This window comes from Paenibacillus sp. cl141a (assembly GCF_900109305.1).
Lineage (GTDB): Bacteria > Bacillota > Bacilli > Paenibacillales > Paenibacillaceae > Paenibacillus_AQ > Paenibacillus_AQ lautus_A.
Window position 1 is genome coordinate 387,936 of the sequence record NZ_FNZO01000002.1, and the last position, 13,112, is coordinate 401,047.

The following is a 13,112-nucleotide window of genomic DNA, read 5'->3' on the forward strand; positions in this document are numbered from 1 at the left end:
TACATCAGAGATTCGATGCGGGCTTTTTTGCTCTAAATTGAATTGGGATTTGCATCGGAAGGCCCGCAGGGTTCATAATTATAAGCACAAAACTGTGTTATCATATACCACACTTCGGTCTGTACTCTAGAGGTTCGTCTGTAGATGTTATCTCATATATAATGGATGCAGAGGATAGACCATTTCAGACATCATAGAATTTACACATAATAGAAGGAGGGCACAATTTTGACTACATCTGACCGTAAAAGCGTTACCGTAGACATCTACGGAACTTCCTATAAACTCGTTGGAAACAGCAGTGATTATACCAGACAGGTAGCCAATTACGTGGATGATCGCATGCGTACCATATCCAAGGCGCACTCCCGGTTGGATACCCCGCGCATTGCCGTCCTTGCCGCGGTACATATGGCTGAAGAAGCTTTGCAGAAGCTGGAGTATCAGAACGAGGCCAAGCAGATGACGGCGGAGCGGAATGAGCTGCGAACGGAACTGGCCAAGGTGCAGGGACTCCAAATCGAGCAGCAGGAGAGACATCGTCAGCAGCTGGAGCAGCTGGAGCGCAAGCTGGCGGAGCAGACAACGCTGGCTGAAGAATACAGGAAATCCAAGGAGAACCTGACGGCGGAGTCGGAGCGTACGAAGGAGCTGCTCCAGAAGGAATCCGACCGGGTGGCGGAACTTTTGAAGGAGAAGCAGCAGCTTGAGGTGCGTCTTAAGGAGCAGCGCGAGAAGCTGGAGGGCGGCCACAAGCAGGCGATGGAAGATATGAAACGCCGTTATGAAGGGCAAATTTCACAGTCCGCGCTCACGCATAAGCAGGCCGTCGAGAAGCTGGAACAGAGTTTGCGGACTTCTGCGAAGCAGGCTGAAGAGAAGCTGGCTGAGCAGTTGAAGAAACAGGAGAGCACTTATAAACAAGAGGCGCTTCTGAAAGAACAGCAGCACTCGAAGACGGTGCAGGATCTGAAGCAACAGCATTCGAAGACGGTGCAGGATTTGGAGCAGAAGTACACGAAGACGGTGCAGGATCTGGAGCAGAAGTACACGAATATGGTGCAGGATCTGAAGCTGGAGCACTCGAAAACCGTGCAGGATTTGGAGCAGCAGAACTCGAAGACCGTGCAGGATCTGGAGAAACAGCTTGCGGAGCAGCGCAATCGCGGCGGCCAGCTGCACTCGCGGTTGTCGACCGCGGAGAAGGAACTGAACACGGTGAAAGCGGAATCGGACAAGCTGAAGGAAGAGCTCCATTCGTCCAGGCAGCAAGCCGAAACTTCCTCGCAGGAACTGCGTTCCTTCCGTACGAAGGCGGAAGGGCTGGCGAAGGAACTCGAGGCCCTGAAGCAGGAATCCGGCAAGTCGGAGGAGGAGCGTCGACGTCTGCAGAAGCTTGTGGTGGATGCGAATCAGACCTCCCGCAAGCAGCAGGAAGAGCTGCAGCGTCTAAGCGGCGAGCTGCAATCCTGGCGGACGCTGGCCGATCAGCGCAAGGAGGAGACCGGTGAGCTCGAGATGAGAATCGTCGAGCTGATGGAATTGAACGAAAGCCTGGAAGAGGGAATGAAGGGGCTTCAGGATGAAATCCATGTCATGAAGGACGAAGCGGACCGGATCCTTTCCGAGCGCCGGAGCGCCCAGGAGGAATTGAAGGAGCTCCAGCTCCGCAACGAAGAGCTGGAGAAACTCACCCAGGACGCGGGAATCCGCGAGGAAGAGACCGGCAAACTCTACGCCATGCTGGAAGAAGAATACGATACGGTGTCGAATCAGCTCGATGAGCTTCGCAAGAAGGCGACCGCCAGCGAAGAGCGTGCAAGCGAACTTGCCGAGCAGTTGAGAGAGTCCGAAGAGCGCGCCGTTCAATGGCAGGACCAATACCAGCAATGGATGGCGGAACGGGAACAGCTGGCTGCAGACAGCGAGAAGCTGGCCGCAGAGCGCGATGAATGGAAACGAACCAAGCTTGCGCTGGAAGAAGAGCTTCAGTCCTGGCAGCAGGAGATTGCATCCGCGCGTCAGGTCTGCGACCGTCTGGAAGGCGAGAAAAGCGAAGCGGCACAGCAGTATTCCGAGCTTGGCGAACAGTACGAGCTGGTCATGCACCAGTATCGGCTGCTGCAGGCAGAACAGGAATTGAAGGCGGAGCAAGCCGCGCAGCTTGAAGAAGAACACCGCAAGCTGAAGGAAGAGTATGCGAAGCTCCAAGTTGAATATAATGAATGGATCGAGTTGATTGAGCAGGATCAGCGTTAGGCCATGACGAAGATGTGAACCTGAAAAAACCTCCGGATCAGAGAGAGGAAACTCTGGCGATCCGGAGGTTTTCATTTTGCATAGCAAGCCGCGCTATTCTTCGACGATCAGTTTGGATATCATTTTGCTGTGACCGGCTCCGCACATAATGGAGCACGAAACCTCGAATTCTCCTGCCTTGTCAGGCGTAACGACGGTTGAGTTGTTCTTTCGGTCCAGCTGCAGGCCAAGCGCAGGAATCATAACGCCGTGGTTGCCGTCTTCGTTCTCGTAAGTAATCTTGACGGGCACCCCTTTTTTGAGGTGATATTCGGCTTGGTCAAATTGGAAGTTGGAGCCTTTAATCAGGAGTTCCGCTTCCGGTGCTACGCCGGTATCCGTGATCCCCGAATTGCCCTCGGACCCTTGTTGGTTTCCGCCGCAGGCTGCCAATACAAAAAGGAGCATACATGAAACAAGTAGTGCTATGCCTTTTTTCACTATAATCTCTCCTGACTATGAAATAATTGTGAAAATTAATTTCCAATCTTTATGATAGCTCAGAACGGGAGTGGACGCACGCGCCTGTTATGAAAAATTGGTGAACGTGAAGCGTTTGCAACGAATTGTATGGATTTACGTTATAATGTAGGGGAAACATAGTCAAAGAGGACGGGAGCATGCTCGAACACGGACAACCCCCTGTCATTTAGCAACAGGGGGCTGATGTGGGGAATGCATCGATGGATTTAACCGCGAACCTGGGATCGTTTAGGAACAGGGCTCCGTCAGGATCCTTTGACAGAAGCGAGCGGGCGGCCTTCTATCTTATTCTTTGCGGTTTTTGCCTGCTTCAAACGGGGTGGAGATCGGAATGAACAGATCGATGATCCCGATGACCAGTGCAGCCAGCAGAGCGCCCAGAATGGAGACGCTAACGCCTCCGACGATGAACTGGGCCAGGTAAATGACAAGCGCGCTCACAATGAAGCCCACGATGCCGCGTCCAAACGGCGTGACTTTTTTGCCGAAGATGCCCTCGATAGCCCAGCCAAACAGGGCGATGACGAGTGCAAGCAGCAGGGCGCTTCCGAATCCGCCGACGGAGAATTGAGGGACGATCCATCCGACGACCATAAGGACGAGAGCGGCTACGATAAATCGAACGACATGCCCGAGAAATTGCATGGTACCTGCCTCCTTAGAATAAGACTGGAATGTTACGCAGAATTTATTTTGTTCAATCGGACGTTAGGTTATGTGTGGAAGGATTTTGGATTCCATGGCGATTTCGCATAGCGTTCGATATAATATAGGCATTGATTGAGAGGAGTTGTGAACTTCTTGAACGACAAGATTTTGCACACTTTAGAATACCGGAAAATTTTAAATACATTGACGCAATATACCCAAACCTCCATGGGAAGTTTGAGGGCGGAAAAGTTAATGCCAGAGACCGACCTCGAAGCCGTGAAGGATCTGCTCGCGGCCACCGACCAGGCTTACACCGTAGACAGGCTTAAGGGCAACCCGTCCTTCCGCGGCATTACCGACATCAACGATGCTTTGAAGCGGGCCCGAATCGGAGGCACGCTGAATCCGCATGAATTGCTTGCCACGTCGAACACGATTCACGGGTCGCGACGAATCAAACGGTTTATCGCTGCGATTCATGAGGATGAGAAGATTGATATTCTCTTTAATTTAAGCGATCTTATTTCGGAGCAGAAGCCCCTGGAGGATGCCATTCGGCTCTGCATTGATGAAACGGCCGAGGTGCTGGACTCCGCAAGCGCGGAGCTGTCGCAAATCCGGAGGGAGCTGCGAGGCGGAGAGGTACGCATCCGTGAGAAGCTGGAATCCATGATCCGTTCGCAATCGGTGGCGAAGATGCTGCAGGACCAGCTGATAACGATACGCGGCGACCGATTCGTCATTCCCGTCAAAGCGGAGTATCGCTCCCACTTTGGCGGTATCGTGCACGACCAGTCCGGCTCGGGTGCGACGCTGTTCATCGAACCGGAGTCCATCGTGGCGATGAACAACAAGCTGCGCGAGACCCGGATGCGGGAAGAGCGGGAGATCGAAGTGATTCTGCAGAAGCTGACCGCCCAGGTCGGCGAGCAGGCTGAACTGCTGTCCATAGACGTCGATCTGATCGGGCAGCTCGATTTTATTTTTGCCAAAGCCCGTTTAGCTCATGTGATGAAGGCTTCGCTCCCACGGATGAACGACAGAGGATATATTAAGCTGCGCAGAGGCAGACATCCCCTAATACCGGCGGACCAGGTCGTGCCGCTGGACGTGGAACTGGGCAATTCCTATACCTCCATCATCGTCACGGGCCCGAATACCGGCGGTAAGACGGTTACGCTCAAAACGATCGGTTTGTTAAACCTGATGGCGATGTCCGGACTGTTTATCCCGGCCGAAGAAGGCAGCCAGATGTGCGTGTTCGATGCGATCTACGCGGATATTGGCGACGAGCAAAGCATTGAGCAGAGCTTGAGTACCTTCTCCAGTCATATGTCCAACATCATCCGCATCTTAAGCCAGATGACGCCGAAGAGCCTGGTCTTGCTCGATGAAGTGGGGGCGGGGACCGACCCGGCGGAAGGTTCGGCTCTGGCGATTTCCATTCTGGAGCATATCCACCGCATGGGCTGCCGCATGATCGCGACGACGCACTATTCCGAATTGAAGGCGTACGCCTATGAACGCAAAGGCGTGATCAATGCCAGCATGGAGTTCGATATCAATACCCTAAGTCCGACTTATCGGCTGCTGGTGGGCGTTCCTGGACGCAGTAACGCGTTTGCTATTGCAGAACGTCTGGGATTGCCGGGATCCATTCTGGAATTTGCCCGCGGGGAAGTGAAGGAAGAGGATCAGCGGGTGGAGCATATGATTGCATCCCTCGAGGAGAACCGGCATACCGCTGAAGTGGAGCGTGAGAAGGCGGAACAGGTCCGGAAGGAAATGGAGGAACTGCGTCAACGTCACCAGCAGGAGCTTCAGAAGCTCGAGGAGCAGAAAGACAAACTCGTTGATAAGGCTCGGGCGGAAGCAAGACAGATCGTGGACAAGGCGCGGAGCGAAGCCGAGGAGATCATTGAGGACCTGCGCAAGATTGCCCAGGAGGAAGGGGCTTCCGTTAAGGAGCACAAGCTGATCGCGGCCAGAAAGCGCCTGGATGACGCCGAGCCGCAGCAGGGCAAGAAAACGGGCGGCCAGCGTTCTGCGAAGCAGCAGCGCAGCATCGAGCCAGGGGATGAGGTTCGGGTATACAGCCTGAATCAGAAGGGGCACGTCGTGGAGATGTCCGGCTCGAAGGAAGCCGTCGTTCAGCTTGGCATTATGAAGATGAAGGTCGCGCTGGACGATTTGGAGCTGCTGTCGAATCCGGCGGCCAATGCCAAGCAGGCACCGAAACAGCATGCCACCGTCCTGAAGCGGACCCGCGATGCCAACATCCGGAATGAGCTGGATTTAAGGGGAGCGAACCTGGAAGAAGCGTTGATCGAGGTGGACCGGTTCATTGATGAGGCGTTTTTGGGGAATCTGGGACAGATCTACATCATTCACGGCAAGGGAACCGGCATTTTGCGAACCGGCATTCAGGATTATTTGCGCAAGCACAAACATGTCAAGAGCCATCGTTTAGGCAATTACGGCGAAGGCGGCAATGGCGTTACGATTGCCGAGTTGAAATAAGAAATCAGGAACCGTTTTCTCCTTCAATCGTATAACATATCATCAATAGGGTTCAGAACGACGGGATGCGAAAGGTGCCGCATCCCGTTTATCAGGGAGGAAATAAGGGAATGACGGAAGCGATTGATCATTTGCTGACCCATCCGCTTGGGGTGCTCGTCGGCTATTTCTCGGTTGCGATACTTGCACTTATTGTTTACTTGTATTGCTTTGAATTGGTTACCAAGTACAATTGCTGGGATGAAATACGCAAAGGAAATGTTGCCGCGGCCATGGCGACCGGCGGCAAGGTCTTTGGCATCTGTAACGTGATGAGGTATAGCATCACGGCTAATACGTCCATTTACGGCATGATTAAATGGTCGTTCTTCGGGTTTATACTGCTTTTATTGGCTTATTGGCTGCTTGAATTCTTGACGCCTGTGTTTTCGGTCGATGAAGAGATTGGCAAGGATAACCGGGCAGTGGGCTTGATCGTGCTTCTTATCACCGTATCTTTGTCTTACATTATTGGAGCGAGCATTACTTAAGGGCTTCGGGAGGAAAAGAACGATGAAATATTTACCGCGGATATTGTTTGCGGCAGCCATGATTTTTTTCGTGGCGGGTATTGTATACTTAATGTCTCAATAAAAATAACGTAAAGAGGGCCATTCATGGCCGTTTGAATAAAGAAAGGGATGAATGACCGATGGAACCGACGGTTTGCCCATGGTGCCAAAGTGAGATTGTATGGGATGAGGAGATAGGTCCCGAGGATACCTGTCCTCACTGCGCGAATGAGCTTAAAGGCTACCGCACATTGAATATCGCATTGCAAGATGAAGATGAAGAGGACGTCGGGGAGGAATATGAAGAGGCTTATGAGTCTTCCGACGAGGAGGCGCGCGATCTTCAACGCATCTGGGGCTCCGACCATGAATCGCTGTCATCGCTTCGCACCGTGGATAAGTACGGGGAAGATCACGATCTTTTTGCATTCGAGGAGACGGTGGAGGGGATCCTGGACCAACAAGAGGAAGTGCCCGAGTGTCTGCATTGCCGAGAGTATATGCTCCATGCAGGAACGCAGCGCGTGAGCGGAGAAGGCTTCCAGCCGGTTCACGCACCCTTGATACAAGCTCCCATTCTGCAGCCTCCGTATGATCTGAACGTTTATGTATGTCCCGGATGTTTCCATGTGCAGTACAATTTGGCAGAGAACGACCGGCTTCGGATGATCAAGAGTTTCATCCATAAAAAGGAATAGAGTTGCGGAGCGGCGCTGTTGCCGATCCCGCGGATGACATAAGGAAACTGCCGGCGGCGGTTTCCTTTTTTTTGTTCATGAAGTGGAGCGCGAAGGGGTAAAATACCTTGGACTTCAAGTGAAAGGGCAAGGGAGGAACTGTATATGAAGTTGACAAAGGACCCCCAGGCTATGCTTCTGTTATCGGTTCATGGGTTGTTTATTCTATCGAGCGCATTGTCGGGTACGTTCCTCAACGTATACTTATGGAAAAGCCGCCAGGATTACACCATGCTCGGCTGGTTCACGATTGCGCAGCAGGTGGCGCTTGGCCTGACGTTCTGGGCCGCCGGCAAATGGGTGAAGGAGCACAACAAAATGAATGCGCTTCGCCTGGGAATTGCCGTGTCCGGCTTGTTTTATCTATGCGTGCTGTGGGCAGGGAGGGACGCCGTCCATTACATTTGGCCACTCGGCCTGCTGTTCGGGGTGTCTTTAGGATTGTTCTGGTTGGCCTTTAATGTGGTTTACTTCGAGGTTTCGAGTGCGGAGAACCGGGACTGGTTTAATGGCTGGATCGGGCTCCTGGGCTCCATAACGGGGATTATCGGTCCGTGGCTGGCAGGCTGGATCATCACGCTGATGCATGGGGATCAGGGCTATCGGTTTATTTTTACCGTGTCGATGGCCATCTTCGCCGTAACGGTGGTCATGAGCTTTTTTCTTCGTAAAAGGCCGGTTCAAAGCGATTATCACTGGCTGGAAGGGGTAAGCCGCCTCAAGGAAGGCGGCGTTTGGAAATACGCGGTATTAGGCTTGGCTGTTCAGGGAATCCGGGAGGGCGTGTTCTCCTTTCTCATCACGCTGCTTGTTTTCGTGGCGACGGATCAGGAGTCCAAGCTGGGGCAATTCGCGTTGATTACTTCGGCCGTTTCACTGGTCAGCTACTGGGCCTGCGGGAAATGGTTCAAGCCCAAATTCCGTAAAACCGGCATGCTGGTTGGTTCCGTGCTGATGCTGCTTGTCATCATGCCGCTGCTATTTACGGTCAACTACACTACGCTGCTGGTGCTGGGAATCGGGACGTCGCTCTTCATTCCGCTGTACATGATGCCGGCTATATCGGCCAGCTTCGATCTCATGGGCGTGAATCAGGAAAACGTGGAGAAGCGGGTGGAGCTGGTCGTGCTCCGGGAACTCAGTCTGACGATAGGCCGAATTACGGGCTTGTTGGTTTTCATTCTTGTACTGTCATTCAGGCAGGATACGTTAACGATAACATTGCTGCTGCTGTTTCTGGGAGCGTCCCCCATCGGATCGTGGCTGTTCATACGAAAGCTGTTTCCAACCAAAGGACAAGCCGCCTGAACCTGATCGCAACGATGAGAGTCAGGGAGGTCATGCAATGAGCGAAAGTTGGATAACGCAGGTCAGCGAAATTTTTAAATAGAAGGCCGCGACGCGGAGGCAAATCGTACAAACCCAAAGAAGGTATCTCCAAGGCAGCGGGGCCTATGAGGGGATACCTTCTTAATTTATGTGAAGTTCAGGTCGATCGGACGCTTCAAAGAAAACCACTTCAGTTCTTCGGGCTCTCTGCCGACAATCGTCTCGGCCAGGAGATCGGCGGCGATCATGCTGTAAACCATACCGTTTCCGCCATAAACCTCGATGAAGTAGCTGTGCGGATACTGCGGATGTCTGCCGATCAGCGGGATGCCGTCTTTGGTGGAAGCAAACACGCCAGCCCAGCTGCACGCCATTTTCACGTCCGTCATCGTAGGGAACAACTTATGAATTTCAGCCAGCAGTCTCTGGCTCCTTGGCTCGGCGTATTCCTCTGGTTTGCCTGAAGGAGGCAGCGGCTCATCCAGTCCACCGGCCATGATCCGCTGGTCCGGCGTTGTCCGGAAATAGAGATATGGACGGTCGGTCTCCCATATGAGAGCCCGCTCATACCACGAAGACAGATCGGGAACAGGATCGGTCATAATGGCATAGGTATTGAGAAGATCCACTTGATAATCCGGTTTCCATTCTTGGGTGCTGTACCCGGTAGCCCAGATTACGTGTTTGGCTGAAATGCTTCCCTGATCCGTGATGACGGTGACATCGCTGTCTGTATACCTGGTTTCTTTCACTTCGCTGTTTTCATAAATTCGCAGCCCCTGATCGCCGGCATCTTGAAGAAGATGATGTCCGAGACGGTAGGGATTGACTTCGGCATCGCCGCGGGTATAGATGGCGGCTTCCTTTGAGAACGGAAATTTAGCCTTCACATCATCGCGGTCCCAGTACTGCACGTCGAAGCCCTTGCGTTTGAGGAGGTCATACTCATGACGAATCAAGCCGATATCTTGAGGGTTGCTGGCATAGTAGAGGCTGCTTCGAGAGATCAACCCGGAATCCCTTGACAACGTATTGGCGATTTCAGTGAGCCGACGTATGGCATTTCTGCACATCATGTAGAAGGCGGTCCCCCGGTCCTCGCCAAAATGTTGAATCAAATTCGAAAGGGGACAGTCGTTGGAGATTTGCAGCAGTCCCGTATTGGCGGAAGTGCTGCCCTCGCATACTCGATTTTTCTCCAGGAGAATGGCGTCGACGCCTTGCACGCTCAGGACATAGGCCATCAGGGCACCGCTGATACCGCCTCCGACGACCAGCACGTCGCAGCTCAGCCGGTCCGAGAGCACGGGGTATTTTTTTACCGGTTCGGTGTTTAAATATTTCCAGGGCGTTGTTCCGCCGGTCAGTAACATGATCCATCCCCTCCCATCGTCACATCGCAATTAGTTTGGTCGTTCCTTCCGCATTTCATGACACGTGCGACATAGATTTGTACAACGGTGGCATACTAGGTCCTGTCAACCTAAATGGAAAGGGGAACAACGAACCGTATGACACCCAATCAGCAATTACAGCCTCTAACTTCAAAAGAGCTGGATTATATCGTGGACTGCATTTCCAACGAGACCATGCTGGCCAAGCATTGTGCCGCTACGGCGGCAGCCAGTCAGAACCCTGCCATTCAGCAGGCACTGCTCGGATTCGTCAAGCGACATGAGCAGCATCTTGATATGTTGGTGAACTCCCTTCAGACCCACAGCAGCGTTGCGCCCAGCCAGCCGCAGTAAGCGGACAGTGCATAAGCTACAAACCCAATTAAGGAGGAACTACGATGGCAACCCCTAATGGATCTTCATTCCTGCCCGAAGAGGATTTGCTCAGCCCGATACTGGGAGAGCTGAAACGGGCCGTTCGAGAATATACGACAGCCGCGACGGAAGCTACTTGCCCTGACGTGCGTCAAATGTTTACCCATTTGACCACGGATACGCTGAGTCTGCAAGGCGAATTCTTTAATATGATGAAGCAGCAGAACATGTACACCGCAGGCACGCATGCGCTGAAATACGATGTGGACAAGCAGCATAAACAAGCGCAGCAGTCCGTACAAAAAACTCGGGAAACGATAAATCAAAAAACTTCAAGCATGGGCGCGTATGCGCACAATCCGAACGTTGAGCCCCATGCAACCAATGTATCCCCTGCTTCTTATATGTAATGTAACCCAACCATCTATGGTTAACGCAACGATTTCGCCGATGACACCTCCAGCATTCGCTGCGGGCATGCATCGGTTTTTTTCTTTTGCACATCCCGTGTAAGTTATTGTAATATAAGTATTAATCTCTGTTTCGACAAAACCGGGTGTCACGAGCGGTTATTCGGAATAAGTGCTGGAGGATACGTACATGGAAGAGCTAAGCGAATTGAAACTGAAGGTGCTTGACCTGCTGAAAGAGGACGCGAGAAGATCGCCGGCTCTACTCTCTACTCTACTCGGTGTAGAAGAGGAAGAAGTAAAGACCTCCATTGCGGAGCTTGAACGAGATCACGTCATTGTCAAGTACGCCACCGTTGTCAATTGGGGCAAGGTGGAGGACGAGAAGGTTACGGCGCTGATCGAGGTTCAGATAACGCCTGAGCGCGGAAGAGGCTTTGAAGGAATCGCGGAACGGATTTATTTGTTCCCGCAGGTGAAGTCGGTTTATTTGATGTCAGGCGCCTACGACCTGCTGGTCGAAGTGGAAGGCGGCAACCTGCGTGAGGTGGCCAATTTTGTTTCCGAGAAACTGTCGCCTATTGATTCTGTATTATCGACCAAAACGAATTTCATTTTGAAAAAATATAAACAAGACGGGATTATTTTTGAAGAACGTCAAGAAGACAATCGTCTCCTGATCTCGCCGTAAAGGAAGCGTGTGCTATGATTTTGAACGAACAGCAGCTTGCAGAAAATAACAGGAAATCGATGAGCTCCTATTTGGCGCCTAGAGTCAGGGATATTCAACCCTCCGGAATCCGGAAATTTTTCGATCTCGTCAGCGGAAACAAGGATATTATCACGCTAGGCGTCGGGGAGCCAGATTTCGTAACGCCGTGGCATGTACGAGAAGCGTGCGTATATTCATTGGAGCGCGGGTTTACGGGCTATACGTCCAATGCCGGCATGCCGGAGCTGAGGGAAGCGATCGCGGAATATTTGAACGACAGCTTCCACGTAACCTATAATCCTGCTAATGAAATCATCGTTACCGTTGGCGGCAGTGAAGCGATTGATCTGGCGCTGCGAGCCTTGATTGTTCCTGGAGATGAAATTCTGATTCCGGAACCTTGTTACATTTCGTATTCACCGATCGCTTCAATCGGCGGCGGCGTGCCCGTCGGCATCGAAACGACGGCGGAGCATCATTTCAAATTGACGGCCGAAGCGCTGGAAGCGCAAATCACGCCCAAGTCGAAGATTCTGATTCTCTGCTATCCAAGCAATCCGACAGGGGCGATTATGACTTACGAGGATTGGCTTCCGATTGCGGAAGTGGTGGAAAAGCACGATCTGATTGTAATTTCCGATGAAATTTATGCCGAGCTCACGTATGAAGGCAAGCATGTCAGCTTTGCCTCGATGCCCGGTATGATGGACCGCACCATACTGGTCAGCGGCTTTTCGAAGGCGTTTGCTATGACCGGCTGGCGTATGGGTTATGTGTGTGCCCATTCGGATCTCATTGCCGCTATGCTGAAAATTCATCAGTATACGGTCATGTGTGCACCGGCCATGGGGCAAGTCGCTGCGCTTGAAGCATTGCGTAACGGCATGGGGGAGAAGGACCGAATGGTCGAATCCTATAATCAGCGGCGCAGACTTGTTGTGCAGGGGCTGCGAGAGATCGGTCTGGATTGCCATGAACCCCAGGGAGCATTCTACGCCTTCCCAAGCATCAAAGGAACGGGACTCGGCTCGGAAGAATTTGCTCAGCGATTGCTGACCGAAGCCAAAGTGGCTGCAGTGCCGGGCACTGCTTTCGGGCTTGGCGGGGAAGGTTTCATTCGCTGTTCTTACGCTACATCCATTGCTCAACTGAATGAGGCATTGGAGCGAATGGGCAATTTTGTGGGAAAAATAAAGTAGGCAAGGAATTCGTTGAACTTTTTCCTTGAATTAACAAAAAATTCACTTTTCATTGACGAAAATTATGTTATAATTTTATTTTGGGGGCAGAATTTTACTTTCCAAGGAGGGATCACCAGTGTTTTGTGATTATGAATTGTCAAACTACCGTGGTGATTATACGGCTGAAGACAATAATCACGGTAAATGGTCAATTAAATCAGCCAAATCCACTCCTCAGGAAATTACCTTGGAAGACGAAATTCACATGCTCCGCCGAAAGATGGAGCAAATATTTTTGGAAGAGCAGTCCTTCACGTCTGAAATTGTGATCGAAATCAGCAGTTTGCTGGATTTGAAGATCAACGAATATATGAAGGCCCATCCCAAAAAGAAACTCTAACATATTCCACCATTAAATAATACAAGGCTGTTCCTAGAGTGAGAATACTCGTGGATCAGCCTTGTTTGCGT

Annotated in this window: 13 protein-coding genes; 10 read left to right on the forward strand and 3 right to left on the reverse strand. The window is 51.8% G+C overall.

Annotated elements, in window-relative coordinates:
- Positions 1–228 precede the first annotated feature (228 nt).
- Positions 229–2,259, forward strand: coding sequence for a hypothetical protein (locus BMX45_RS06935; protein WP_090909063.1), 2,031 nt, complete (start codon positions 229–231; stop codon positions 2,257–2,259).
- 93 nt (positions 2,260–2,352) lie between these two features.
- Here BMX45_RS06935 and BMX45_RS06940 read toward each other — a convergent pair whose 3' ends face one another.
- A complete protein-coding gene (locus BMX45_RS06940) occupies positions 2,353–2,739 on the reverse strand; it encodes a cupredoxin domain-containing protein (RefSeq protein ID WP_090909064.1) in 387 nt (128 codons plus the stop codon).
- A gap of 327 nt (positions 2,740–3,066) precedes the next feature.
- On the reverse strand, positions 3,067–3,426 hold the full coding sequence (locus BMX45_RS06945; protein ID WP_015737141.1) for a phage holin family protein: 360 nt from the start codon (positions 3,424–3,426) through the stop codon (positions 3,067–3,069).
- Between the two features lie 156 nt (positions 3,427–3,582).
- Here BMX45_RS06945 and BMX45_RS06950 point away from each other — a divergent pair, with 156 nt between their 5' ends.
- The 4 genes from BMX45_RS06950 to BMX45_RS06965 all read left to right on the forward strand — a co-directional run bounded on the left by BMX45_RS06950 (position 3,583) and on the right by BMX45_RS06965 (position 8,548).
- Positions 3,583–5,952, forward strand: coding sequence for an endonuclease MutS2 (locus BMX45_RS06950; protein ID WP_090909065.1), 2,370 nt, complete (start codon positions 3,583–3,585; stop codon positions 5,950–5,952).
- A 110-nt stretch (positions 5,953–6,062) separates the two neighbouring features.
- On the forward strand, positions 6,063–6,482 hold the full coding sequence (locus tag BMX45_RS06955) for a DUF350 domain-containing protein (protein WP_009590305.1): 420 nt from the start codon (positions 6,063–6,065) through the stop codon (positions 6,480–6,482).
- A 161-nt stretch (positions 6,483–6,643) separates the two neighbouring features.
- Positions 6,644–7,201: a hypothetical protein gene (locus tag BMX45_RS06960; RefSeq protein ID WP_090909066.1), complete on the forward strand. Its 558-nt coding sequence runs from the start codon at positions 6,644–6,646 to the stop codon at positions 7,199–7,201.
- Positions 7,202–7,339: 138 nt separating this feature from the next.
- Positions 7,340–8,548 (forward strand): MFS transporter, encoded by a 1,209-nt coding sequence (locus tag BMX45_RS06965; protein WP_368087164.1) that lies wholly within the window; start codon positions 7,340–7,342, stop codon positions 8,546–8,548.
- A 167-nt stretch (positions 8,549–8,715) separates the two neighbouring features.
- Here the strand turns inward: BMX45_RS06965 and BMX45_RS06970 are convergent, their stop codons facing one another.
- Entirely contained in the window at positions 8,716–9,942 is a 1,227-nt protein-coding gene (locus BMX45_RS06970) for an NAD(P)/FAD-dependent oxidoreductase (protein WP_090909068.1), read from the reverse strand.
- A gap of 138 nt (positions 9,943–10,080) precedes the next feature.
- Between BMX45_RS06970 and BMX45_RS06975 the strand changes: the two genes are divergently transcribed.
- From BMX45_RS06975 to BMX45_RS06995, 5 genes are all read left to right on the forward strand, one after another.
- Positions 10,081–10,317 carry a hypothetical protein gene (locus BMX45_RS06975; RefSeq protein ID WP_090909069.1) on the forward strand — a complete coding sequence of 79 codons (237 nt, stop codon included), beginning with the start codon at positions 10,081–10,083 and terminating at the stop codon, positions 10,315–10,317.
- Between the two features lie 44 nt (positions 10,318–10,361).
- Positions 10,362–10,748: a spore coat protein gene (locus tag BMX45_RS06980; protein WP_090909070.1), complete on the forward strand. Its 387-nt coding sequence runs from the start codon at positions 10,362–10,364 to the stop codon at positions 10,746–10,748.
- Between the two features lie 190 nt (positions 10,749–10,938).
- On the forward strand, positions 10,939–11,439 hold the full coding sequence (locus BMX45_RS06985; RefSeq protein ID WP_009590307.1) for an Lrp/AsnC family transcriptional regulator: 501 nt from the start codon (positions 10,939–10,941) through the stop codon (positions 11,437–11,439).
- Positions 11,440–11,453: 14 nt separating this feature from the next.
- The gene (locus tag BMX45_RS06990) at positions 11,454–12,659 is read left to right on the forward strand and encodes an aminotransferase class I/II-fold pyridoxal phosphate-dependent enzyme (protein WP_090909071.1); all 1,206 of its coding nucleotides are present in this window, start codon (positions 11,454–11,456) and stop codon (positions 12,657–12,659) included.
- 118 nt (positions 12,660–12,777) lie between these two features.
- Positions 12,778–13,041: an aspartyl-phosphate phosphatase Spo0E family protein gene (locus BMX45_RS06995; protein WP_009590300.1), complete on the forward strand. Its 264-nt coding sequence runs from the start codon at positions 12,778–12,780 to the stop codon at positions 13,039–13,041.
- The last annotated feature ends 71 nt before the right edge of the window (positions 13,042–13,112 follow it).

Coding starts and splice junctions, on each gene's coding strand:
- BMX45_RS06945 (WP_015737141.1), bottom strand. CDS start 3,426: ATGCAATTTCTCGGGCATGTCGTTCGATTTATCGTAGCCGCTCTCGTC.
- BMX45_RS06975 (WP_090909069.1), top strand. CDS start 10,081: ATGACACCCAATCAGCAATTACAGCCTCTAACTTCAAAAGAGCTGGAT.
- BMX45_RS06960 (WP_090909066.1), top strand. CDS start 6,644: ATGGAACCGACGGTTTGCCCATGGTGCCAAAGTGAGATTGTATGGGAT.
- BMX45_RS06985 (WP_009590307.1), top strand. CDS start 10,939: ATGGAAGAGCTAAGCGAATTGAAACTGAAGGTGCTTGACCTGCTGAAA.
- BMX45_RS06955 (WP_009590305.1), top strand. CDS start 6,063: ATGACGGAAGCGATTGATCATTTGCTGACCCATCCGCTTGGGGTGCTC.
- BMX45_RS06970 (WP_090909068.1), bottom strand. CDS start 9,942: ATGTTACTGACCGGCGGAACAACGCCCTGGAAATATTTAAACACCGAA.
- BMX45_RS06980 (WP_090909070.1), top strand. CDS start 10,362: ATGGCAACCCCTAATGGATCTTCATTCCTGCCCGAAGAGGATTTGCTC.
- BMX45_RS06990 (WP_090909071.1), top strand. CDS start 11,454: ATGATTTTGAACGAACAGCAGCTTGCAGAAAATAACAGGAAATCGATG.